Origin of the sequence: Actinospongiicola halichondriae, from assembly GCF_049103745.1 — a bacterium.
Classification (GTDB): Bacteria; Actinomycetota; Acidimicrobiia; order Acidimicrobiales; family Salinilacustritrichaceae; genus Salinilacustrithrix; species Salinilacustrithrix halichondriae.
The window spans coordinates 2,518,258-2,539,499 of sequence record NZ_CP171622.1 but is presented as its reverse complement, the minus strand read 5'-3'; the positions used below and the strand labels follow the sequence as shown (position 1 = coordinate 2,539,499).

Sequence of the window (21,242 nt, the reverse complement as noted above, 5' to 3'; positions counted from 1 at the left end):
CGGCCGTTCAACCGGTCCGCTGTCCGACCAGTTCCACCATCTGGTCGACGATGTCGTCGAGCGAGTACCGGAGCGACCAGTCGGGGAAGTGTGACCGGAACTTCGCCATGTCGGTGTAGTAGCAGATGTGGTCGCCGACCCGGTTGGTCTCGTCGTAGGTGAGGTCCGGACGCTTGCCGGTCCGCTCGGCGATCATCTCGACGCATTCGAGCAGGCTCGCGGCGTTCTCCTTGCCTCCGCCGAGGTTGTACACCTCGCCCGGGCGGGGGTCCTGGGCGAAGGCCCAGAACGCGTTGATCACGTCCTCGCTGTGGATCTGGTCGCGGACCTGCTTCCCCTTGTAGCCGAAGATCGTGTACGGCCCCTCGCGGAGCGACGTCGTGACCAGGTAGGAGAGGAAGCCGTGGAGTTCGACGCCGCTGTGGTGCGGCCCGGTCAGGCATCCGCCGCGGAAGATCCCGGTCTTCATGCCGAAGTACCGGCCGTACTCCTGGCAGGCGAGGTCGGCCGACAGCTTCGACACGCCGAACAGCGAGTGCAGGCATCCCTCGACCGACATGGTCTCGTCGATGCCCTGGGAGAAGGCGGGATCGGCGTAGTCCCAGCGGGTGTCCTTCTCGACGAGTTCGAGACGGTTGGGGTTGTCGCCGTAGACCTTGTTGGTCGACACGTACACGAAGACCGCATCGGGGCTGTGCCGACGGCACGCCTCGAGCAGGTGGAGCGTGCCGTTCGCGTTCGTCTCGAAGTCGTCGAGCGGGCGCGAGGCGGCGAGGTCGTGGCTCGGCTGCGCCGCCGTGTGGATCACGAGGTCGTAGCCACGGTCGCGGAAGACCGCTTCGACGGCGTCGAACTTCCGGATGTCGATGTCGTGATGGGTGTAGTCGCGACTCTGGGCCTCGAGGCGCTGACGATTCCAGGTCGTGTCGCCCTGGGGTCCGAAGAAGTCGGCGCGTCCGTTGTTGTCGATCCCGTCGACCCGGAAGCCCATGGCGTCGAAGAACGAGACCGCTTCGGACCCGATGAGTCCGGCGCTGCCGGTCACGAGGACCTTCATCGGAGGACCTTCGAGACCGAGACCTTCGAGCGTCGGTGTCCCAGGAGTCGCACGATGGGCGAGTGTACCGACGTCGCTCGGGGCCTCCGTGATGGCGTGCGTCCGCCGGAAGCCGTCGGATCCCGTGCCAGACTCCGCTCCGATGCGCGTCGCGGTCCCGTTGGAACAGTGCTGGCACGAGGTGCCCGGGGGAACCGCCAGCACCTCGATCGACCTGACCACGGCCCTCGCCGCCGTACCGGGGATCGAGATCGTGGGGGTCGCCGCCCGACACGCTGCTCCGCCGCCAGAGCCATGGCGTCCGACCGTCGAGGTCGAGCATCTGCCGCTCCCTCGCACCCTGCTCTACGAGACCTGGCATGGACTCGGCCGGCCCCGAGTTCGAGTCGGCGACCGGTCCCGTCGACCTGTGTCACGTGGTCGGTGGGGCGATCGCTCCGAGCGAGGCACCGCTCGTCGTCACGATCCACGACCTCGCATTCCTCCACCACCCCGGGATGTTCACCCGCCACGGGCTGCGGTTCTTCCGGCGGGCGTTGCAGCTCACCATCGAACGGGCCCGACTGGTGTTCGTCCCTTCGATGGCGACGCTCGAGGACTGCGTGGCGGCCGGGATCGACCGTGCTCGGCTGCGCCACGTGCCCTGGGGCGTCACCGTGTCGGACCCCGATGCCGACGACGTTGCCGCCGCCCGTGCCCGGTTCGGACTCACCGGCGACTACGTCGTCATGGTGGGCACGTTGGAGCCGAGGAAGAACCTGCTGGGGATGCTCGAGGCCTGGCGACTGCTGGGCCGCGATGCCGATCTCGTGGTCGTGGGTCCCGAGGGATGGGGCGACGCGATCGACCCTGCGCTCGTCCCCGACCGACTGGTGAAGACCGGGTTCGTGTCCGCAGCGGTGCGCGACGCGCTCTACCGGGGTGCCGCAGTGTCGGTGTACCCGAGTTTGTTCGAGGGATTCGGGTTGCCGGTGCTCGAGTCGATGGCGCTCGGTTGCCCCGTGGTGACGTCGTCGGGGACGTCGACCGCGGAACTCGTGGTCGACGGAGCGGGCATCGCGGTCGATCCCACCGATCCGTCGGCCATCGCGGATGCGATCGCCGGGCTGCTCGACGATCCGTCCGCGCGACAGCGCACAGCCGACGAGGCGCGACGGCGCGCCTCGACCTACACCTGGGAGCGGGCCGCATCGGCCGTCGTCGACGGCTACCAGGCGGTGCTCGCATGACGGTTCGCAGACGACGGGTCGGGATCAACCTGTGCTGGCTCGTCCCCGGGGGAGTCGGGGGCTCCGAGCAGGCCACGGTGCGGGCGCTCGCCGCACTGCATCGGCGCGCTCCCCGCAACTTCGAGATCGTCCTCCTGGCGTCGACAGGATTCGTCGACGCGTATCCCGAGCTCGCTTCGTCGTTCGAGACCCACACCATCCCGCTCCCGGCCGGCCGCAGGGCCGTCCGCGTGCTGGCCGAGCACACATGGCTTCCCGCCATGGTCCGTCGGCTGGGCATCGACCTGCTCCACGACGCCGGTGGCACCTCGCCCGGGAGCGTCGAGGTGCCACGCGTGCTCACGATCCACGACATCCAGCCGCTGCTGTACCCGCAGCGGTTCCCCCGGACCCGGGTGGCATTCCTCCGTCGAGCGATCCCGTCCGCCGTCGCCGGCGCTCGGCGGATCACGGTGCCGTCGGCGTTCGTCCGCTCGTCGCTGGTCGAGCATCTCGACGCGGACCCGGATCGCATCGACGTCGTTCCCTGGTCGACTCCCGACGTCGGCGGCCGCGCCGACGTCGACCTGGTGCGAGGGCGCTGGGGACTCCAGGGACCCACGCTCGTGTTGCCGGCGATCACCTATGCCCACAAGGACCACATCACGGCGATCCGCGCCGTGGGCCACCTCGTCGACCGGCACCCGGACCTCAAGCTCGTCCTGCCCGGAGGCGTGGGTCCTGCCGAACCCGACGTCCTGGCCGAGATCAAACGGCTGGGGCTCGGCGGCAGGGTCATCCGTACCGGCCGACTCCCCAATGCCTCGGTGCTGGCGTTGATCGAAGGGGCGACGGCGGTGGTGTTCCCGTCGCGCTACGAGGGGTTCGGGATCCCCGTGCTCGAGGCCATGTCGCTGGGAGCGCCCGTGGTGGCTGCCGACGCCGGCGCCCTGGTCGAGGTGATCGGCGATGCAGGCGTCGTCTTCCCCGCCGGTGACGACCATCAACTGGCGATCGAGGTACACCGCGTGCTCAGCGACGAGGTGCACCGAGCATCGCTCGTCGACGCCGGGCGTCTGCGGGCGGCGACGTTCGGCCCCGAGCGGACGGCGGAACGCCTCCTGGCCGCTTACCGCTCGGCCTCGATCGGGCAGTAGCCTCGCTCGGCTATGGGTAAGGCTTCGTCCAACAAGAAGGTCGCACGCGCTGCGAAGGCGGGTGGCGGGCGCGCACGTGCCGCTGGCGAGCGGAACTTCCTGTTCCCGGCTGCGCTGTCGCTCGTGATGGTGCTCGGCCTCGTCCTCGTCGTCTACGCCCGGGACACCCGCTCGGCCGAGGCACTCGAGGCGCCGCTGGCCAACGAGGACCACTGGCACTCCGCCTACGGCGTCTTCATCTGCGACCAGATGGAGCCGCAGCTCCCCGAGTTCATCGCCCCGCAGAACGGTGGCAACCACACCCACGGCGACGGACTGCTCCACATCCACCCGTTCGCGACCTCGCGCTCGGGCAAGAACGCCACGCTGGTCAACTGGTTCGCCGACGCCGGTGTGGCGCTCGGTGGCGGCGGCGTGCTCGAGGACGACCGCCTCGAGCTCCCCGCGGGCAAGACCTACGAAGAGGGCACCGACACCTGCGAGGGCCTCGACGGCGATCCGATCGTCCAGGTCGCGGTGTGGGAGTCGGCCCAGGCCGGACTCGACGGCGCCGATCCCGTCATCGTGACCGAGAACTTCGACGAGATCCGCTTCGACGCCGACGGGCAGGCGTTCACCATCGCCTTCGCTCCCGAGGGCACCGAGATCCCTCTACCCGACAGCACCGGCGAACTCTCGAGCGTTGGCGCAGACCTCGGCGTCCCCGAGGACCAGGTCCCCGACGACGCGCAGTTCGACGGCGCCACCGACGACACCACGGTCGACGACACGACGACCGACGACACGACTCCGGACGACACGACGACCGACGACACGACGACCGACGACACGACGGTCGACGCGACCGAGGGTGACGCCGGCTCGTGAAGGCCGTCATCCTGGTCGGAGGCTTCGGTACGAGGCTCCGGCCCCTGACCCTCACCACGCCGAAGAACCTGCTTCCGGTCGTCCATGTCCCGATGGTCGAGCGGGTGGTCGCCCACCTCGCCGAGCACGGCGTGACCGAGGCGGTGCTGGCGCTCGGCTACAAGCCCGACACGTTCCTCGCCGCCTATCCCGACGGCCTCTGCGCCGGCGTGCGTCTGGCCTACGCGGTCGAGGACGAACCGCTCGACACGGCGGGTGCGATCCGCTTCGCCGCTGGTGAAGCGGGCATCGACGAGCGCTTCATCGTCGTCAACGGCGACGTGCTCACCGATCTCGACGTCACCCGACTCGTGCGGTTCCACGATGCGTCGGGTGCCGAAGCGACGATCGACCTGCACGAGGTCGAGGACCCGTCGCGCTACGGCGTGGTGGTCACCGATGTCGCCGGCCAAGTCGAGGCGTTCATCGAGAAGCCCGACCGCGAGGACGCTCCGAGCAACAAGATCAACGCCGGGACCTATGTCTTCGAGCCGAGCGTGCTCGGTCGCATCGACGTCGGACGACCGGTGTCGGTCGAGCGGGAGACCTTCCCGGCCCTGGTCGAGGCGGGCACGCTGTTCGCCCTCGACGGGGGGGCCTACTGGCTCGACGCTGGCACACCCGAGACCTATCTCCAAGCCAACCTCGACCTGTTGCCCTCCGACGGTCCCGGCGCGGTGCACGAGAGCGCCACCATCTCCGAGTCGGCTCATGTCGAGCGATCGGTCATCGGAGCGGACGCCACGATCGGCAACGACGCGACGCTGACCGACGCCGTGGTGCTGTCGGGTGCCGTGGTCGAGTCCGGTGCGCGTATCCATCGCTCCATCGTGGGGCCGGGCGCGGTGATCCGGTCCGGCGCCGAACTCCTCGATCTCACCGTGATCGGTGACGCCGTCGACATCGAGCCCGATGCGCGTCTGAAGGGCGAGCGGGTCCCCGCAGAAGACCCGGGCGCCGGGTGAAGATCCTGGTGACCGGCGGCGCCGGATTCATCGGCTCGTCATTGGTCGATCGAATCCTCGCCGGTGGACACCACGTCGACATCGTCGACGACCTGCGATCCGGCACGCTCGGGAACCTCGCGGGCGCTCGTGCCGAGGCGTCCGGGCGGCTCAAGATCCATCAGCTCGACGTCCGCGACGACTCGCTCTGTGACCTGCTGGTCCATCGGCGACCCGAGATCGTCTACCACCTCGCGACGAACACCGATCGCTCCGGCTCCCTGAGCAACAGCGCATCGGCGTCGATCGACGTCGCCGGCACCGTGCAGGTGCTCGAAGCTGCCCTCGCCGCCGGGACCGACAAGGTCGTCCTCGCCGGCAGTGCCCGCGCTCGCAGCGGACGATCGGCTCGACACACGACCCGGGCGATGGTCGACGACCTCGCCGTGCGCTACCGGGAACTCCACGGACTGGAGCACACGATCGTCGTGTTGCCGACGGTCTTCGGGCCCCGCCAGCGACCGGGGCGCGAGAGCGCCGTGGTCGCGACGTTCGCCGAGCGACTCGTCCGTGGCCAGCCCTGCGTCGTGCACGGCTCCGGGGAGCAGAGCCGTGACCTGCTCTACGTGGACGACGCCGTCGACGCGCTGGTGAAGGCCGCCACGGCGGCCGACGGTCTGTCGGTCGACGTGGGAACCGGTCGGCAGACGTCGATCGCCAGCCTCCACGGAGCGATGGCGGCGATGGTCGGCCGCGACGACGAGTTGGTTCCCGGCGCCGAACGAGCCGACGAGCCCGGTGTCGTGCCGGTCGACCCGGCGCGGGCCGAGCTCTACCTGGGCTGGAAGGCGTTCACACCGCTCGCCGAGGGACTCACCGACGCAGTGGTTGCGTTGGATCGGTGAAGCGTCGCACGACGCCGTAGCGGGCGATGCAGACGAACGCCCAGACGCCGTCGCGCCAACCGATCTTCTTGCCCTCGTCGTAGGTCCGGCCGTCGTAGGAGATCCCGACCTCGTAGAAGCGCACGTCGAGTCGAGCGAGCTTCGCGGTGATCTCGGGTTCGAACCCGAACCGGTCCTCCTCGATCTCGACCTGTTGGAGCACGTCGGTGCGGAAGGCCTTGTAACAGGTCTCCATGTCGGTCAGGTTCAGGTTGGTGACCATGTTCGAGGCCAGGGTGAGCAGCTTGTTCCCGACCGAGTGCCAGAAGAAGAGGACACGGTGCGACTCGCCGCCGGCGAAGCGTGAGCCGTAGACGACGTCGGCTCGCCCGCCGACCAGGGGTTCGAGCAGCGTGCCGTACTCGCCGGCGTCGTACTCGAGGTCGGCGTCCTGGATGATCACGAACTCGGCCGTGACCGACGCGAATCCGGTGCGGAGCGCGGCGCCCTTGCCCTGGTTGCGGTCGTGGTGGAGGACCCGGACCCGCGGGTCGGTCACCGTCGCCAGCAACGAAGCGGTGTCGTCGGTCGAGCAGTCGTCGACCACGATGACCTCGATGACCCACGGCGACGCCAGCACCTCGTCGATGGCCTCGAGGATCGTCGCCTCCTCGTTGAAGGCGGGCATCACGACGGACAGACACGCGGTGGTCATCGGAACAGATCCTCGCTCGGGTGACGGGGGAGATCGCGCTCGGCGGCGCCCTCACCCAACCACGACGGGTCGACCCCGCGGCAGATGGCGACCGGGATGCCGGCGGCCTTCCCGCACACGAGGTCGGCTGCCGCAGCGAGTTCGTCGACGATGCAGACCTCGGTGACCTGGAGTTCGCGGCCGAGCGAGTCGGTCGAGCCTCGGAGGTCGGCGATCGGCAGGATGCCGGCACACCCGATGGCGACGTCGGTCAGGCCTCGTCGCCACGGGCGTCCGAACGTGTCCGAGACGATGACGGCCACGTCGACGCCGAAGCGATGCCGGAGCGCGTCACGGATGCGGCGGGCCGATCGATCGGAGTCGACCGGGAGCAGGGCGGCGAAGCCCTCCTCGATGTTCGACAGATCGACGCCGGCATTGGCGCAGATCCATCCGTGGCTGGTCTCGGAGATGATGAGGTCGCCGCGGCGCCGGACGATGCGCGCCGACTCGCGCTCCACGATGGCCTTGTGGAGCTTCGGGTCGTCGAAGTCGATGGCCTCGATCCGGCCCTCGGCCTTCGAGACGACCTTCTGGGTGACGACGAGGACGTCGCCGTCGACGAGCGTCGTGGCCGGGTCGGCCCCGCATGCTTCGGCGATGATCCCGGCCAGGTCGCTCCCGTCCGCGATCTCGCCGATCCCGGCGACCGGGATGATGCGCAGTTCGCCGGGCACCGGGCTCATGCCAGCACTGTCCGGGCGAGGGCCGTCGCCCGGTCGACATCGCGCATGATGGTGTCGGTGACGACGCACCGCATGCCCTCGGCCTCGACGTCGCCGGCGCGATCGGCGTCGGCCTCGTCGATGACCAGGGTCGCGGCGAGGGGTGCGTAGAGCCGGGCGATGCCGACGACCGAGGCCTCGTGGCCGAGTTCGTCGAGCATGTTCGCCGCAGGTCCCTTGATGGCCAGGCCTCCGACGATCGGCGACACGGCCACGGTGTCGCCTCGTCGGTTCTCGACCGCTTGTCGGACACCGGGCACGGCGAGGAGGGGATCGATCGAGACGATCGGGTTCGACGGGGCGATCACGACGTGCTGGGCCTCGCGGAGCGCGTCGAGCACACCAGGGGCCGGGACGGTCTCCTCGGCACCGTCGAACCGGACCTGGGAGACGGCGACGTCGTGTTGACGGCCGACGAAGTACTCCTGGAAGGAGATCTCGCCGTCGGCGACGGTGACCATCGTCCGCAGGCGATCGTCGGTGATCGGGAGGATCCCGCATCGCAGCTCCCACGACCTGGCCAGGTGATCGGTGATCTCGGACAACGCATCGCCGCGTGCCAGTCGCTCGGACCGGACGATGTGTGTCGCCAGGTCGCGATCGCCGAGGTTGAACCAGGTCGGATTGCCGAGCCGCCCGAACTGCGCCATGGCATTCCAGGTCTCGTCGACGAGGCCCCACCCGCGCTCGGGATCGATCGCGCCGGCGAGGGTGTAGATGATCGTGTCGATGTCGGGGCTGATGTGGAGGCCGTGCAGGACGGTGTCGTCGCCGACGTTGACGAGCGCGGTGATGTCGCCGGGATCGACGACGTGGACGAGGCCGCTGAGGAGTCGCGCCGCACCCACCCCGCCGCAGAGGACGGCGACGCTCAACGGGCGATGTCCCGCAGGTCGCCCTTGAGCAGCGCCAGGTCGGCGTCGACCATCATCTGCACGAGCTCGGTGAACGACGTCCGCGGCTTCCAGCCCAGCTTGGTGCGGGCCTTCTCGCAGTCGCCGATGAGGAGGTCGACCTCGGCCGGCCGGTAGAAGGCCTCGTCGATCACGACGTGGTCCTCCCAGTCGAGGCCGGCGTGGGCGAAGGCGAGCTGCACGAGCTCGCGCACCTCGTGTGTCTCACCGGTCGAGATCACGTAGTCGTCGGGCTCGTCCTGCTGGAGCATCAGCCACATGGCCTCGACGTAGTCGCCGGCGAAGCCCCAGTCGCGACGGGCGTCGAGGTTCCCGAGGCGCAACTCGTCCTGCATGCCGAGGGCGATCTTGGCGACGTTGTAGGAGACCTTGCGGGGGAGGAACTCGTGTCCGCGTCGCGGTGATTCGTGGTTGAAGAGGATGCCGGACGATGCGTGGAGGCCGTAGCTCTCGCGGTAGTTGACCGTCATCCAGTGGCCGTAGACCTTGGCGGCGCCGTAGGGGGAGCGCGGCCAGAACGGGGTCTCCTCGGTCTGGGGGACCTCGCGGACCTTGCCGAACATCTCCGACGACGACGCCTGGTAGAAGCGGATCGACGGGTCGACGACGCGGATGGCGTCGAGCACGCGGGTCACGCCGAGGCCGGTGATCTCCCCGGTGAGCACGGGCTGGTCGAAGCTCGTCGGGACGAACGACTGGGCGGCGAGGTTGTACACCTCGGCCGGTTGGTGCCGGTCGAAGAGGGTGATCATCGAGACCTGGTCGAGGATGTCGCCGAAGACGATCTCGATGTCCGCCTGGAGGTGGGCGATCCGCTCGAAGGTGACGGTGCTGGACCGGCGGGCGACGCCGACCACGTCGTAGCCCTTCGAGAGGAGGAACTCGGCCAGGTAGGAGCCGTCCTGACCGGTGATGCCGGTCACGAGTGCCTTGGGATTGCTCATGGTGTCGTCCTCGGGTTCTGCGTGGCGATGTCGGAGCGGACACGGAGTCGGCTCTCGGCCATCAGATCGGCGAGTGTCTCGTCGATCGAGTAGGCGGGTGTCCATCCGGTGGTGTCCTGGAGCTTCTGGTTCGAGCCCCGCAGCACCGGGATGTCGACCGGTCGGAGCCGGTCCGGGTCGGTGCGGAGATGCATCGGCGCTTCGGCCATCGCGACCAGGGTGTCGGCGAGGTCCTGGATCGCGATGGCTCGTCCGGAGCAGACGCAGTAGACGTCGCCGGGGGAGCCGTGGGCCATCAGGAGTCGATAGGCACGGACGACGTCGCGGACATCGGTGAAGTCGCGACGAGGGGAGAGGTCGCCGATCGCGATCTCCGACGATCCGGAGAGCTCGTTCTGGGCGATGGCGGTGGCGATCGCCGGGGCGACGAAGTCGGGCCGCTGCCCCGGTCCGATGTGGTTGAACGCCCGCACGCGGATGGTCTCGAGTCCGTGTCCGAGCCATGCCTGGCGGGCGACCTGCTCGGCCGCGACCTTCGAGGCGGCATACGGGCTCGTGGGTCGCAGGGGCGACGACTCGTCGAGGGGGAGGTCCTCCTCCTGCACGGCGCCGTACACGTCGGCGCTCGACACCAGCAGCACGCGGCGCACCCCGAGCGTGCGTGCGGCCTCGAGCAGATACAGGCTGGCCGTCGCGTTGGCCTCCCACGTGCCGACCGGGTCCCGCCACGACGCGCCGACGTCGGCCGCGCCGGCGAGGTGGTAGACGACCTCGGGCTGGTGGGACGACAGCAGTCGCTCGGCGGCGCTGGGGTCGGTGAGGTCGGCATCGTCGCGATCGACACCGATGACGACGTCACCCTGCTCGCGGAGATGGGCGCACAGATGGGTTCCGGCGAATCCGAGCGATCCGGTGACGAGGGCGCGCATCGGAGGGGAATGTACCGCCCCGTCTCAGGCGGACCCTCCATCGGCGACCGCCGCGTGGAACACGTCGACCAGTCCGTCGGTGCACCGGTCCCACGAGAACTCGTCGGCGCGCCGACGACCCTCCGCGACGAGCCGGGTGCGCAAGGCCTCGTCGTCCCATGCTCGAGCGATGCCGGCGGCGAGCGCCGCCACGTCGCCCACCGGCGTGTGCACGGCGGCGCCGCCGGCGACCTCGACGACTGCGGGGTCGTCCGAGGTGACGACCGGGAGCCCGGCCGACATGGCCTCCACCACCGGGAGACCGAAGCCCTCGTAGACCGACGGGTACACGAACACCCGGGCCCCGGCGAACAGATCGTCGAGTTCGTCGTCGGAACGCCGCCCGAGTCGGACGAACAGGTCCGGCCGACGCATCGCGGCGAGGGTGGCGTCGAGGGCCGCTGAACCCCAGCCGTCGGGGCCGACGTGGACCAGGGGGATCTCCTGCCCGTCGGCCGCCAACAGGTCGATTGCCTCGAGCAGCCCCGGGAGTCCCTTGCGGGGCTCGACGGTGCCCACGGCGAGCGCGTACGTGTCGCGTCCGGCCAGGCGGCGTCCGACCCCGGCATCGCCACCATCGGCGGAGCGGTGGCCGTTGGGGACGGCGACCACGCGGTCCGCGTCCGCACCGAGGTCGGCGATGACCTCTCGTCGCACGGCGTCGGAGACGGTGTGGATCCATGCCCCGTCGCCGATCGCTCGCTCGAGGAGTCGGGGGTACTGGAGCGTGTCGGCCGTGCAGAGTTCGGGGAAGCGGATCGCCGTCAGGTCGTGCACGGTGACGACCCGTGCGGATCTCGACGGCGGGACGACGAAGTTCGGTCCGTAGACGAGGTCGTGCGGGCCGATGAAGCGGTCGATCCGCGGTCGTCCGGTCGCGAGCCACGAACGGCGGAGGAGACGAGCGGGGAGCGGTGGGGTGACGACGTCGACGCCCGGTGGCGCCGTGTCACGGAGCCTGTGGTGCCCCCGGAGGCTGATGGGGAAGATCGTGGTGTCGATGTCGGGCCGCTGTCCGAGCCGGCGCACGACGGCGTCGGTGAAGTTCCCGACACCAGTGCGCACGTCGAGGAGCGAGGTGGCGTCGACGGCGATACGCATCCTCGACAGCTTGCCTCGCCCGTGAGCGGGAGAAAACGAGAGCAGCGGCAGGGACCCGGGGGAAGGTACCTGCCGCTGCAGCTGGGATCGACCGGCCGACGTTTCGTCGGGGGGCCGCCCAGGTCATCGTCCGAGGGGGATCGGACGAAGATCGTTGTCAGGCGTCGGCGGTCTCCACCGAACGCTCGACGAGGTCGACGAGCTGGGTCCGGGTGTCCTTGGCCACGTCGCGGGCCTGGCGCATGACGCTCCGGGCCTGCTCGGGGAGCTGCTGTTCGACGTCGTCGAGAACGGTGTCGATGCGTCCCTCGACCGCCTCGAGACGCTCCTGGACGGTCTTGATCGAGTCGCTGACGAGCGAGCGGGTGCCGGCGAGGTTGCCCTCGACCTGCTTCCGGAGCTCCTGGCGCTGGACCTGGGCCTTCTGGAAGGCGATCACGCCGAGGCCGATCGTCACGTACAGGCTGTCCTTGAGGGTCTTGCTGATGTCGTCGATCGTGAACTCGGTCATGCTTGAAAGACTAAGCGGGGTTGCATGGAGTTGCAAGCACGTGTGACGGGTGTCTCGCTCCGGAGTCGTGGCGTGTCACGGTCGGGCTCGCCCTGACCGGTACCCTTCCGCATTCGTGGAAACGCCCGCCCCGAGCCGCCCCGCGGCCCCTGCGGTCGTCGCCGTCATGGTCACCCGGAACCCCGGACCCTGGTTCGACGACTCCCTCTCGTCCCTCGCGGCGCAGGACTACTCCAATCTCGCGGTCCTGGTGGTCGATGCGGCGAGCGACACCGACCCGACGGCACGGGTCGCGTCGGTGCTTCCCGACGCCTACGTCCTCCGTCTGGAAGAGAACGCCGGCTTCGGCGCTGCGGCGAACCGCGTGCGCGAGGTCGTCGACGGCGCAGCGTTCTACTGCTTCCTGCATGACGACGCCGCCCCGACACCCGGTGCGATCACCACCATGGTCGGCGAGGCGCTCCGATCGAACGCCGGCGTCGTCGGCTCGAAGCTGGTGCAGTGGGACGACGAGCGTCGCCTGCTCCAGGTCGGCGAGTCGGCCGACAAGACCGGCGAACGGGCCTCGACGGTCGAACCGGGCGAACTCGACCAGGAACAACACGATGCCGTTCGCGACGTGTTCGTGGTCCCGGGCGCATGCACCCTCGTCCGCTCGGACCTCTTCGAGGCGATCGGGGGCTACGACGAAGGCATCGACCTCCTCAACGACGACCTGAGCCTCTGCTGGCGTGCCCATGTGGCCGGGGGTCGGGTCGTGGTCGCTCCCGACGCGGTGGTGCGCCACCTCGAAGCGCTCGGCGACCGTTCGCCGGTCGAGGAGCGACGCTCCCGCGTCATGCGCCACCGGATCCGCACGATGCTGATCTGTTACGGGCGCTGGCACCGGATCCGTGTGGTTCCGCAGGCGTTGCTGGTCAGCGTCCTCGAGGTCCTCTATTCGGTGGTGGTCGGCCGGCGTGGCCAGGCCGTCGACGTGATCCGTGCGTGGCGATGGAACCTCCAGCGTCGTGACGACATCAAGAAGCGTCACCAAGAGGTCCAGGCGTTCCGTACCGTCCCCGACAACGAGATCCGTCGACTCCAGCTCCGGGGATCGGCCCGTGTCGTGCGGTTCGTCCGCGGGCAGAACCGCGGCGGGTCACGCAGCGACCGGATCCAGCAGTCACTGCGCCGCGGCATCGACGGCGTGCGGAACGGGTCCCTGCGCTGGCCCATCGCGGCGTGGACGGTCACGGTCGCGATCGTCGTGTTCGGCAGCCGTCACCTGATCTTCCAACCGGTCGCCGCAGTCGGCGGGTTCGCCCCGTTCGACGCCTCGCCGGCCGACCTGTTCCGGGTGTACCTGTCGGGATGGCGCGATGTCGGCCTGGGGAGCGAATCGCCGGCGCCGACGGCGTTCGGCCTGCTCGGGCTCCTCGGGGTCCTCTTCGTCGGCGCGATGGGAACGCTCCGCCAGGTCCTGATCATCGGCTCGCTCGCGGCTGGCCTCATCGGTGCCTATCGGCTCCTCCGCCCCGCTCGGTCGGTGCATGCACAGGCGGTGGCCCTGGTGGTCTACGGCGCCACGCCCCTGGCCTACGACGCCATCGCCTCCGCCGACTGGGGAGCACTGACGATCTACGGCGCGACGCCGTGGATCCTGAGCCTCCTCGCCCGCATCGGCGGCTTCGCTCCCTTCGTCGACCACGAAGTCGACGAGGTCGACGTCACGGCGCCGCGGGTCGCATCCACGGCCCGGATCCGGGGTGGTCGCGGGCGCATCGTCGCCCTCGGTCTGCTGCTCGCACTCGTTGCCGCGATCGACCCTGCGATCGTCCCGATCGTGGTCGCCGTCGTCGTCGGACTCGCTGTCGGCTCGCTGCTGGTCGGCGCGACGGTGCGGGCCACCCGTCTCGTCGTCGGGTCGGCTGCCGGCCTCGCGCTGGCGATCGTGCTGCACGTCCCCTGGGCGTTCGAGTTCATCCTTCCCGGCGCCACGTGGGACATGGTCGTCGGTCCCCGGAGCCCGGTGCCGCTGTCACTCGCCGAACTGCTGCGCTTCGACGTCGGTCCGGTCGGTGGGTCGCGCCTCCTGGTGGGGATCCCGATCGCTGCACTGCTCCCGTTGTTCATCGCCCGCGACTGGCGCTTCGACTGGGCCGTCCGCGCCTGGTGTGTGGCCCTGTCGCTCTTCGGTCTCGTGTGGGCCGATGCCCAGGGCTGGCTGCCCGTGGCCACGCCTTCTCCTGTGGCGATGCTCGCACCGGCGGCGATGGCCTTCGGTGTCGCCGTCGCCATGGGCGTCATCGCGTTCGAGTCGGACCTGCGTGAGCACGGTTTCGGCTGGCGGCAGGTGGCCGCCGTCGCGGCCGGCGTCGCGCTGATCGTCGGCGCGCTGCCCACCGTGTTCGACGCGGGGAACGGTCGTTGGTACCTGCCCTCGAGTGGTCTCGAGCGAGCGTTCGCGTTCTTCGAGGACGACGACCCCGGTTTCCGTGTGCTGTGGCTCGGCGACCCCGATGTGCTCCCGATCAGCGGGTATCGCCTGAGCGACGAGGTCTCCTACGCCACCTCGGACGACGGACTCCCGTCACTCACCGACCAGTGGCCGGGCTCGCCACAGGGCTCGACGCAACTCGTCGAGGACTCGATCCGGGCTGCTGCCGACGGACAGACGACCCGCCTGGGACGGATGCTCGCCCCGATGGCCGTCCGCTACATCGTCCTCCCCAGCGCGGCAGCCCCCCGACCCCTCGGTGGGGTGCAGCGTCCGGTGGACCCGGAGTTGGTCGACACGCTCGCCGGGCAACTCAACCTGGTCGAGATCGCCGTGAACTCGGCCTACATCGTCTACCGCAACGAGGCGGTCCTCCCGGCTCGTTCGACGATCGCACCGGACGGTGGCGGCGGCACCGTGTTCGACGTGTCGGCTGCCGACCTCGAGGGAGCGGCGGCCGTGCTCGACGAACGCACCGGCGACACGACGTTCGAGGGACCCCTCGACGGTGGGAGCACCGTCCTGCACTCCGCGGCCGCCGCCGGTGGCTGGCGACTCGAGGTGGACGGCCGTGCAGTTCCCCGCACGAAGCTGTTCGGCTGGGCCGACGGGTACGAGGTCGCCGACTCCGGGCAGGGCGTCCTGCGCTACGACACGAGTCCGCTTCGCTACGGCATGGTGCTGGTGCAGATCGCCTTCTGGGCTCTGGCCCTCGTGGCGCTCCAACGGTCCACACGAGTGCGTGGGACCCCGCTCCTCCCGACAGCCGAGGTCGAGTCATGAACCGTCGACTCCCCGTGGTCGTGCTGATCCTCGGCAGCCTCGTCGCCGCGCTCCTGATCGACCGGTCGGTGGACGACACCCCCACGGTCGGCACCGAAGCGGCGGCGATCGACTCGTCGGTGTTCCCGATCGCCTCGCCCGGTGCGCTGTCGTCGACCTGGTACTGCGCAGGCGGAACCGCCGACGAGGAGGCGTTCGCCGATCACGTGGTGCTCGTCCTGAACCCGACGGACACCGAGGCCACGGTCACGTTGACGACCTATGCCGGCGTCGTGGCACCGCCGTCCACCGTCGTCGACCCGGACGACCTGGACTCGTCGGACGAGACGACCACCACGACCGAGGCGCCAGACGAGACGACCACGACCGAGGCACCGGACCCCGAAGGCTCGGAGACCGAACGCTCCGCACCCGAGGTCAGCGAGCTCATCGTCGAGCCGCAGTCACGGCTGCGGGTCGTGCTCTCCGAGATCATGGACGCCCCGATCGCCTCGGCACTGGTCGAGTCGACCGTCGGTGGGATCGTCGTCGAACACGAGGTGCGCAGCGTCCACGGCCGCGACTCGAAGCCGTGTGCGACGGCCGCAGCACCCGAATGGCACTTCGCCTGGGGCGACACCACGGTGGACTCCCGCGAGCTCCTGGTGCTCTTCAACCCGTTCCCCCAGGACGCGATCGTCGACGGCCGGTTCTCGACCGAGAACGGCGTCCGTGAGCCGGTCCGGTTCGACGGCCTGGTCGTGCCCGGCCGCGGCACGATCGGCGTCGACCTCGGTGACGACGTGACCCGTCGTGAGGAGGTCGCGGCCACGATCACCACCCGCAGCGGGCGGATCGTGGTCGATCGCATCGTGCGGCAGAACTCCGACACCGAACGCGGATTGACCGTACAGCTCGGTGTCCCGAGCGCCCAGAACGCGTGGGTCTACCCCGACGGCTACCGGTCCGACGAGGTCCGGGAGGAGTTCGTCGTCTACAACCCGAGCGACGAGGTCGCCGAGGCCGAGATCGCATTCGTGCTCGACGACCCCGAGACCAACGGCATCCCCGACCCCATCGACATCAGCCTGGCGCCCGGAGCCCACCAGGTCGTCGACGTCGGTGCCGAGGACCGCGTCCCCGCCGAGGTCGGGCACTCGGCGATCGTCCGATCGGTGAACGACGTGCCCGTGGTGGCCGAGCGTGTCGTCTACTCGGACCGGACCAACCGACGGGGTGTGACCGTCACGACCGGGTCGCCCGTCGAGTCCGAGACCTGGACGTTCGCCGCAGGCGCCGCCAACGACGACAACGACGAGTTCCTGGTCCTCGTCAACCTCGACAACCAGGTGCTCAGCGAGATCGACATCGAGGTGGTCGCCGGCGGACAACGGCTCCCCGTGGCCGGCCTGACCGGCATCGAGTTGGGACCGGGGGAGCGGCGCGTGGTGTCGCTGGACGAGAACACCGACTCGGGGACCCTGCCGCTCGAGGTGCGATCCACGGAGCCGATCGTCGTCGAGCGCGGGCTCTATCGCGTCGGCGACGACGACCGAGGGATGTCCAACGCGGTCGGCGTACCCGGCCCGGAAGGACTGCGCGCCCCCATCGACCCGCTCGACGCTGCGGCCCCCGAGGTCGACGTCGGCGAACTCAACGACCCGGAACCCGACGACGGCGACGTCCCGGTGGCGCCGGGCGACGTCGAGTTGCCCGAGCCGGACGAGACGATCGTCATCGACGACCCCGACGCCGAGGCCACCGACCCCGACGCGACCACCACGTCGACGACGGAGGGCGAGATCCCACCCGACGAGGTCCCCGAGACCACGCCCTGAGGTCGGCGCTCGCTGTCGCGAGCGGACCGGGGACGGTTAGCGTCGACGGTGATGGAACGAGTCGTGATCGTCGTGGTCGTCGGCCTGGTGGCGGTCGTGGTCGCCGCCGTCGTGCAACGACGGAAGCCTCCGGTGGAACCGGCCGACACCGGCTATCACGTGCCGACGCAACTGCACCGCGAGGACTTCGACCGCCCCGATGCCCCCTGGCTGGTGGTCCTGTTCACCTCGTCCACCTGCCGCTCGTGCCAGGGGATGTGGGACAAGGCCAAGCACCTGGAGTCCGATGCCGTGGCCGTGCAGCAGATCGAGGTGACGGCGGCGAAGGAGATCCACGACCGCTACCGCATCGACGCCATCCCGACGACCCTGGTCGCCGACGCCGAGGGCGTCGTCCGGTCGTCGTTCCTCGGGCCGGCGACGGCCACGGATCTGTGGGCCGCGGTCGCCGAGCTACGCGAACCGGGTTCGGTCCCCGCCGACTGCGACACCCACATCAGCGACTGACCGGCGTCAGCGACTGACGGCGTCAGCTGACGGTCAGTCGGCAGGCGTCGACTCGCGGCGAGCACCGGCGGGTTCCTGGCCGAGTTCGATGAGCCGGGTGACCTCGGCGCCGTCGATCGTCTCGCGCTCGAGCAGGGCCCGGGCCACGAGGTCGAGTCCGTTGCGGTGGAGGTGCAGCGTCTCGCGGCACCGCTGTTCCTGCTCGCGGAGGATGCGCTCGACCTCTTCGTCGATGACGCGTGCGGTGTCGTCGGAGTACTCGCGTGAACTCATGAGGCTGTCGCCCAGGAACACCTGTCCCTGGCTGCCCCAGGCCTGCGGTCCGATCTTCGACGACATGCCCCACTCCCGGACCATCTTCGTGGCCAACTCGGTCGAGCCGACGAGGTCGTTGTTCGCTCCCGTCGAGTAGACGCCGTAGATCGTCTCCTCGGCGATGCGGCCACCCATCCGGACCACGAGGCTGTCCTCGATGTAGTCCTGCCGGTGGATGTGGCGTTCCTCGGCGGGGAGCTGCTGCGTCACGCCGAGCGCCATGCCCGTGGGCAGGATCGTGACCTTGTGCACGGGGTCGGCGTGCTCGAGCACGGCGGCGCAGACGGCGTGTCCGGCCTCGTGGTAGGCGATGACCTCCTTCTCCTCGTCGGAGAGGGCCATCGAGTCCCGCCGCTGTCCCATGAGGACCCGATCGCGGGCCATCTCGAAGTGCTGCATGTGGATGCGGTCGCTGCCGCCACGGACCGCGTAGAGCGCGGCCTCGTTGACCAGGTTGGCGAGGTCGGCGCCGCTCATGCCCGGTGTTCCCCGGGAGACCGTCGTGAGGTCGACGTCGTTGCCGAGCATCTTGTTCTTGGTGTGCACCTTCAAGATGGCGAGGCGCTCGTCGAGCTCGGGCAGCGGGACCACGACCTGGCGGTCGAAACGGCCGGGCCGCAGCAGTGCCGGGTCGAGGATGTCGGGACGGTTCGTCGCCGCCAACATCACGATGCCCTCGGTCGCCTCGAAGCCGTCCATCTCGGAGAGCATCTGGTTGAGCGTCTGCTCGCGCTCGTCGTGGCCACCACCGAGGCCCGCCCCGCGCTTGCGACCGATCGAGTCGATCTCGTCGACGAAGATGATCGCCTTGCCCATCTTCTTCGCGGTCTGGAACAGGTCGCGGACCCGGCTGGCGCCGACACCCACGAACATCTCCATGAAGTCGGAGCCCGTGACCGACAGGAACGGCACGCCGGCCTCGCCGGCCACCGCTCGGGCGATCAGCGTCTTGCCGGTTCCCGGGGGGCCGACCAACAGCACGCCCTTGGGGATGCGGGCGCCGATCTCCGCGAACTTCTCGGGGTGGCGCAGGAAGTCGACCACCTCGGTGATCTCCTGCTTGACGCCCTCGTAGCCGGCGACGTCCTCGAAGGTCGTGCCGGGACGTTCGGTGTCGTAGGTCTTGGCCTTCGAGCGGCCGATGTTCATCACGCCGCCCATCTGGCCCTGGGCACGACGCTGCATCCAGATGAAGAAGCCGATGAACAGGCCGAAGAGGATGACGTAGGGCAGGATCGCCGACAACAGACTGGGCGTCGACGTGTTGTAGCTGACGTCGACACCGTTCTCCTGGAGCAGCGAGATGTCGGCCTCGGGGATGCCGCCGTCGACCGGACCGGTCGTCGAGAACTTGGTTCCGTCCTCGAGTTCGCCGTCGATGTTGCCGTCGTTGTTCTCGACCGTGACTTCCTTGACGTCGCCGGCGACGACTTTCTGGCGGAACTCCGAGTACGTGAGGTCCTCGCCCGAGTCGCTGGGGAAGAGCCCGGCGACGGTGAAGCCGAGGACCAGTACCCCCAGCAGGACCCAGATCGACCAGCGGGGCAGGCCGGACAGGAACCCGTCACGACTGCCGGGCTTGCTGCCCGGCTTGCCGCTCGGCTCGCGCCCGGGCGGGGGCGGAGGGGGCGGGGGCGACTGCGGTTGCATGGGTCCCAGGATACGGGGGCGACGGGTCGTCCCGGCACCGCGTGGTCCACGATCGTCTGTCCGTGCCTGGATACCATCGTGGCCGTGAGCGCGAGCTGCAGTCGACCGGGGTGCCAACGGGCGCCGTCCGCCACCCTCACCTACGACTACGCGTCGGGTACGGCGACCATCGGGGCCCTCGCCGCGCCGCATCCGATGCAGTACGACCTGTGCGAGCTCCACGCCGAGCGGCTGTCGGTGCCGAACGGGTGGTCGTTGGTCGACGAGCGGGTGTCGGCTCCCGTGCTCGACATCCGCGACCGGTTCGCGTCCTGACCGCTCGGGCCGATGTCGACGGGGATGGTCCCGTCGATAACCTGGCGCAGTGACTGCGACCGGGACCGACGTCGACCTCGACGTCGACGAGCCGGCATCACGGTGGGGGGTCGTCGACGTCCTCGGCGCCTTCGTGGTCGCCCAGATCGCCTCGTTCTTCGGTCTCCTGGTCTTCGCCGCGGCCAAGGGCATCCCGGTCGAGGACTTCACCACCGACGCGCTCACGATCGGCGAGGTCGCACTGCTGCAGGTGCCGCTGTGGATCGGGTTCCTCGGGGTGCCGCTGCTGTCGACCTGGCGTCGAGGTCGGGGCCCGGTTCGCGAACTGGGGCTGTGGACCACCCTTCGCGACGCGCCGATCGGGTTGGCCATCGGGATCGCCTGCCAGTTCGTGCTCGTCCCGCTGGTCACGCTGCCGGTCTTCCTGCTGACCGACGTCGACCAGGAAGAACTCGAGGCGCCGGCGCGCGAGATCACCGAGAAGGCGCACGGCATGGGTGTGCTCGTGCTCGTGCTGGTGGTCGTCGTGGGCGCGCCACTGGCGGAAGAGGTCTTCTACCGCGGGTTCCTCCAGCGGGCCATGGCCCGGAAGCTGCCGATCTGGCCGACGATGGTCATCACCGCGTTGCTCTTCGGTGCGAGCCATCTCCAGGCACTGCAGTTCCCCGCGTTGGCGGCGTTCGGGCTGGTCTTGTCGATCATCGCCCACCGGACCGGACGTCTGGGCATGAACATCTGGGCCCATGTCGGCTTCAACGCCACGACCGTGGTCCTGCTCCTCGCCCGGGGTTGAACGGGTGTCGACGATGGTCCATGGGAAGATGAGCGCGCGATGAGCGTGATCGACACGAGCGGGCGGGCCGGTGGGGCCCCGGACGACGACGCACCCGAGTTCGCGCCCGAGGTACCGGCCGAGGAGTCGCCGCTGCCCCCACGGGCCGACGACCACCGGATCCGACGCACCATCGACGTCCTCGTCGTCGCGGCGTGTTCGCTCTTCGTCTTCTGGCAGCTCCACCCTGATCTGATCCTCGCCGAGACCACGCCCGCGGGCGGCGACATGGGCGCCCATGTCTGGGCGTTCGGCTACCTGCGCGACGTCCTGCTCTCGGACTTCCGCCTGTCCGGATGGACCCCCGACTGGTACGCCGGCTTCCCCGTCTTCCAGTTCTACATGGTGGTCCCGTTCCTGGCGATGGTGGTCCTCAACGCCGGCTTGGGCGGCGCCGCGTCGCTGGTGAGCGCAGCGGTATCGCTCGGCATCAGCACGAAGGCGTCCGGCACGACGCGGGCTGCCGCCGCG

The 21,242-nt window shown here is 69.6% G+C and carries 19 protein-coding genes; 10 read left to right on the top strand and 9 right to left on the bottom strand.

What is annotated here, in order from left to right:
* Nucleotides 1–7: 7 nt before the first annotated feature.
* Nucleotides 8–1,057 carry an NAD-dependent epimerase/dehydratase family protein gene (locus AB8619_RS12535; RefSeq protein ID WP_436792967.1) on the bottom strand — a complete coding sequence of 350 codons (1,050 nt, stop codon included), beginning with the start codon at nucleotides 1,055–1,057 and terminating at the stop codon, nucleotides 8–10.
* Between the two features lie 359 nt (nucleotides 1,058–1,416).
* On the opposite strand from AB8619_RS12535, the gene AB8619_RS12530 reads away from it, so the two are divergent.
* Genes AB8619_RS12530 through AB8619_RS12510 form a run of 5 tightly spaced genes read left to right on the top strand, consistent with a single transcriptional unit; the run spans nucleotide 1,417 to nucleotide 6,177 of the window.
* Complete coding sequence (locus AB8619_RS12530) at nucleotides 1,417–2,286, top strand: glycosyltransferase family 4 protein (RefSeq protein ID WP_436792966.1); 870 nt, start codon at nucleotides 1,417–1,419, stop codon at nucleotides 2,284–2,286.
* Nucleotides 2,283–3,422: a glycosyltransferase family 4 protein gene (locus tag AB8619_RS12525; protein ID WP_436792965.1), complete on the top strand. Its 1,140-nt coding sequence runs from the start codon at nucleotides 2,283–2,285 to the stop codon at nucleotides 3,420–3,422. The genes AB8619_RS12530 and AB8619_RS12525 overlap by 4 nt, the downstream gene beginning before the upstream one ends.
* Nucleotides 3,423–3,434: 12 nt before the next feature.
* Nucleotides 3,435–4,289 (top strand): hypothetical protein, encoded by an 855-nt coding sequence (locus AB8619_RS12520; RefSeq protein ID WP_436792964.1) that lies wholly within the window; start codon nucleotides 3,435–3,437, stop codon nucleotides 4,287–4,289.
* On the top strand, nucleotides 4,286–5,293 hold the full coding sequence (locus AB8619_RS12515) for a sugar phosphate nucleotidyltransferase (RefSeq protein WP_436792963.1): 1,008 nt from the start codon (nucleotides 4,286–4,288) through the stop codon (nucleotides 5,291–5,293). The genes AB8619_RS12520 and AB8619_RS12515 overlap by 4 nt, the downstream gene beginning before the upstream one ends.
* Complete coding sequence (locus AB8619_RS12510) at nucleotides 5,290–6,177, top strand: NAD-dependent epimerase/dehydratase family protein (RefSeq protein ID WP_436792962.1); 888 nt, start codon at nucleotides 5,290–5,292, stop codon at nucleotides 6,175–6,177. Before AB8619_RS12515 ends, AB8619_RS12510 begins: the two co-directional genes overlap by 4 nt.
* Here the strand turns inward: AB8619_RS12510 and AB8619_RS12505 are convergent.
* The 7 genes from AB8619_RS12505 to AB8619_RS12475 form a co-directional block, all read right to left on the bottom strand.
* Nucleotides 6,146–6,871, bottom strand: coding sequence for a glycosyltransferase family 2 protein (locus AB8619_RS12505; RefSeq protein ID WP_436792961.1), 726 nt, complete (start codon nucleotides 6,869–6,871; stop codon nucleotides 6,146–6,148). The genes AB8619_RS12510 and AB8619_RS12505 overlap by 32 nt on opposite strands.
* Entirely contained in the window at nucleotides 6,868–7,596 is a 729-nt protein-coding gene (cofE, locus tag AB8619_RS12500) for a coenzyme F420-0:L-glutamate ligase (protein WP_436792960.1), read from the bottom strand. Before cofE ends, AB8619_RS12505 begins: the two co-directional genes overlap by 4 nt.
* Nucleotides 7,593–8,510 (bottom strand): 2-phospho-L-lactate transferase, encoded by a 918-nt coding sequence (gene cofD, locus AB8619_RS12495; protein WP_436792959.1) that lies wholly within the window; start codon nucleotides 8,508–8,510, stop codon nucleotides 7,593–7,595. Before cofD ends, cofE begins: the two co-directional genes overlap by 4 nt.
* Nucleotides 8,507–9,493 (bottom strand): GDP-mannose 4,6-dehydratase, encoded by a 987-nt coding sequence (gene gmd / locus AB8619_RS12490; protein ID WP_436792958.1) that lies wholly within the window; start codon nucleotides 9,491–9,493, stop codon nucleotides 8,507–8,509. The genes cofD and gmd overlap by 4 nt, the downstream gene beginning before the upstream one ends.
* Nucleotides 9,490–10,422, bottom strand: a complete 933-nt coding sequence (locus AB8619_RS12485) for a GDP-mannose 4,6-dehydratase (protein WP_436792957.1) — start codon at nucleotides 10,420–10,422, stop codon at nucleotides 9,490–9,492. Before AB8619_RS12485 ends, gmd begins: the two co-directional genes overlap by 4 nt.
* A gap of 24 nt (nucleotides 10,423–10,446) precedes the next feature.
* A complete protein-coding gene (locus AB8619_RS12480; RefSeq protein ID WP_436792956.1) occupies nucleotides 10,447–11,562 on the bottom strand; it encodes a glycosyltransferase family 4 protein in 1,116 nt (371 codons plus the stop codon).
* Between the two features lie 157 nt (nucleotides 11,563–11,719).
* Nucleotides 11,720–12,073, bottom strand: coding sequence for a hypothetical protein (locus AB8619_RS12475; protein WP_436792955.1), 354 nt, complete (start codon nucleotides 12,071–12,073; stop codon nucleotides 11,720–11,722).
* Nucleotides 12,074–12,188: 115 nt separating this feature from the next.
* On the opposite strand from AB8619_RS12475, the gene AB8619_RS12470 reads away from it, so the two are divergent.
* The 3 genes from AB8619_RS12470 to AB8619_RS12460 are packed head-to-tail and all read left to right on the top strand — an operon-like array spanning nucleotide 12,189 to nucleotide 17,659.
* Nucleotides 12,189–15,335, top strand: coding sequence for a glycosyltransferase family 2 protein (locus tag AB8619_RS12470; RefSeq protein WP_436792954.1), 3,147 nt, complete (start codon nucleotides 12,189–12,191; stop codon nucleotides 15,333–15,335).
* Nucleotides 15,332–17,152 (top strand): DUF5719 family protein, encoded by a 1,821-nt coding sequence (locus AB8619_RS12465; RefSeq protein WP_436792953.1) that lies wholly within the window; start codon nucleotides 15,332–15,334, stop codon nucleotides 17,150–17,152. The genes AB8619_RS12470 and AB8619_RS12465 overlap by 4 nt, the downstream gene beginning before the upstream one ends.
* 51 nt (nucleotides 17,153–17,203) lie before the next feature.
* The gene (locus tag AB8619_RS12460; RefSeq protein ID WP_436792952.1) at nucleotides 17,204–17,659 is read left to right on the top strand and encodes a thioredoxin domain-containing protein; all 456 of its coding nucleotides are present in this window, start codon (nucleotides 17,204–17,206) and stop codon (nucleotides 17,657–17,659) included.
* 33 nt (nucleotides 17,660–17,692) lie between these two features.
* Here the strand turns inward: AB8619_RS12460 and ftsH are convergent, their stop codons facing one another.
* Nucleotides 17,693–19,624, bottom strand: coding sequence for an ATP-dependent zinc metalloprotease FtsH (gene ftsH, locus AB8619_RS12455; RefSeq protein ID WP_436792951.1), 1,932 nt, complete (start codon nucleotides 19,622–19,624; stop codon nucleotides 17,693–17,695).
* Nucleotides 19,625–19,708: 84 nt separating this feature from the next.
* On the opposite strand from ftsH, the gene AB8619_RS12450 reads away from it, so the two are divergent.
* Entirely contained in the window at nucleotides 19,709–19,939 is a 231-nt protein-coding gene (locus AB8619_RS12450) for a DUF3499 family protein (protein WP_436792950.1), read from the top strand.
* 49 nt (nucleotides 19,940–19,988) lie between these two features.
* The gene (locus tag AB8619_RS12445) at nucleotides 19,989–20,732 is read left to right on the top strand and encodes a CPBP family intramembrane glutamic endopeptidase (RefSeq protein WP_436792949.1); all 744 of its coding nucleotides are present in this window, start codon (nucleotides 19,989–19,991) and stop codon (nucleotides 20,730–20,732) included.
* The last annotated feature ends 510 nt before the right edge of the window (nucleotides 20,733–21,242 follow it).

Bases quoted from the DNA above. Each gene is read 5' to 3' on its own strand.
- ftsH (WP_436792951.1), bottom strand. From the start codon at position 19,624: ATGCAACCGCAGTCGCCCCCGCCCCCTCCGCCCCCGCCCGGGCGCGAG.
- AB8619_RS12460 (WP_436792952.1), top strand. From the start codon at position 17,204: ATGGAACGAGTCGTGATCGTCGTGGTCGTCGGCCTGGTGGCGGTCGTG.
- gmd (WP_436792958.1), bottom strand. From the start codon at position 9,493: ATGAGCAATCCCAAGGCACTCGTGACCGGCATCACCGGTCAGGACGGC.
- AB8619_RS12520 (WP_436792964.1), top strand. From the start codon at position 3,435: ATGGGTAAGGCTTCGTCCAACAAGAAGGTCGCACGCGCTGCGAAGGCG.
- cofE (WP_436792960.1), bottom strand. From the start codon at position 7,596: ATGAGCCCGGTGCCCGGCGAACTGCGCATCATCCCGGTCGCCGGGATC.
- AB8619_RS12530 (WP_436792966.1), top strand. From the start codon at position 1,417: ATGGACTCGGCCGGCCCCGAGTTCGAGTCGGCGACCGGTCCCGTCGAC.
- AB8619_RS12525 (WP_436792965.1), top strand. From the start codon at position 2,283: ATGACGGTTCGCAGACGACGGGTCGGGATCAACCTGTGCTGGCTCGTC.
- AB8619_RS12465 (WP_436792953.1), top strand. From the start codon at position 15,332: ATGAACCGTCGACTCCCCGTGGTCGTGCTGATCCTCGGCAGCCTCGTC.
- AB8619_RS12480 (WP_436792956.1), bottom strand. From the start codon at position 11,562: ATGCGTATCGCCGTCGACGCCACCTCGCTCCTCGACGTGCGCACTGGT.
- AB8619_RS12485 (WP_436792957.1), bottom strand. From the start codon at position 10,422: ATGCGCGCCCTCGTCACCGGATCGCTCGGATTCGCCGGAACCCATCTG.
- AB8619_RS12505 (WP_436792961.1), bottom strand. From the start codon at position 6,871: ATGACCACCGCGTGTCTGTCCGTCGTGATGCCCGCCTTCAACGAGGAG.
- AB8619_RS12475 (WP_436792955.1), bottom strand. From the start codon at position 12,073: ATGACCGAGTTCACGATCGACGACATCAGCAAGACCCTCAAGGACAGC.
- AB8619_RS12535 (WP_436792967.1), bottom strand. From the start codon at position 1,057: ATGAAGGTCCTCGTGACCGGCAGCGCCGGACTCATCGGGTCCGAAGCG.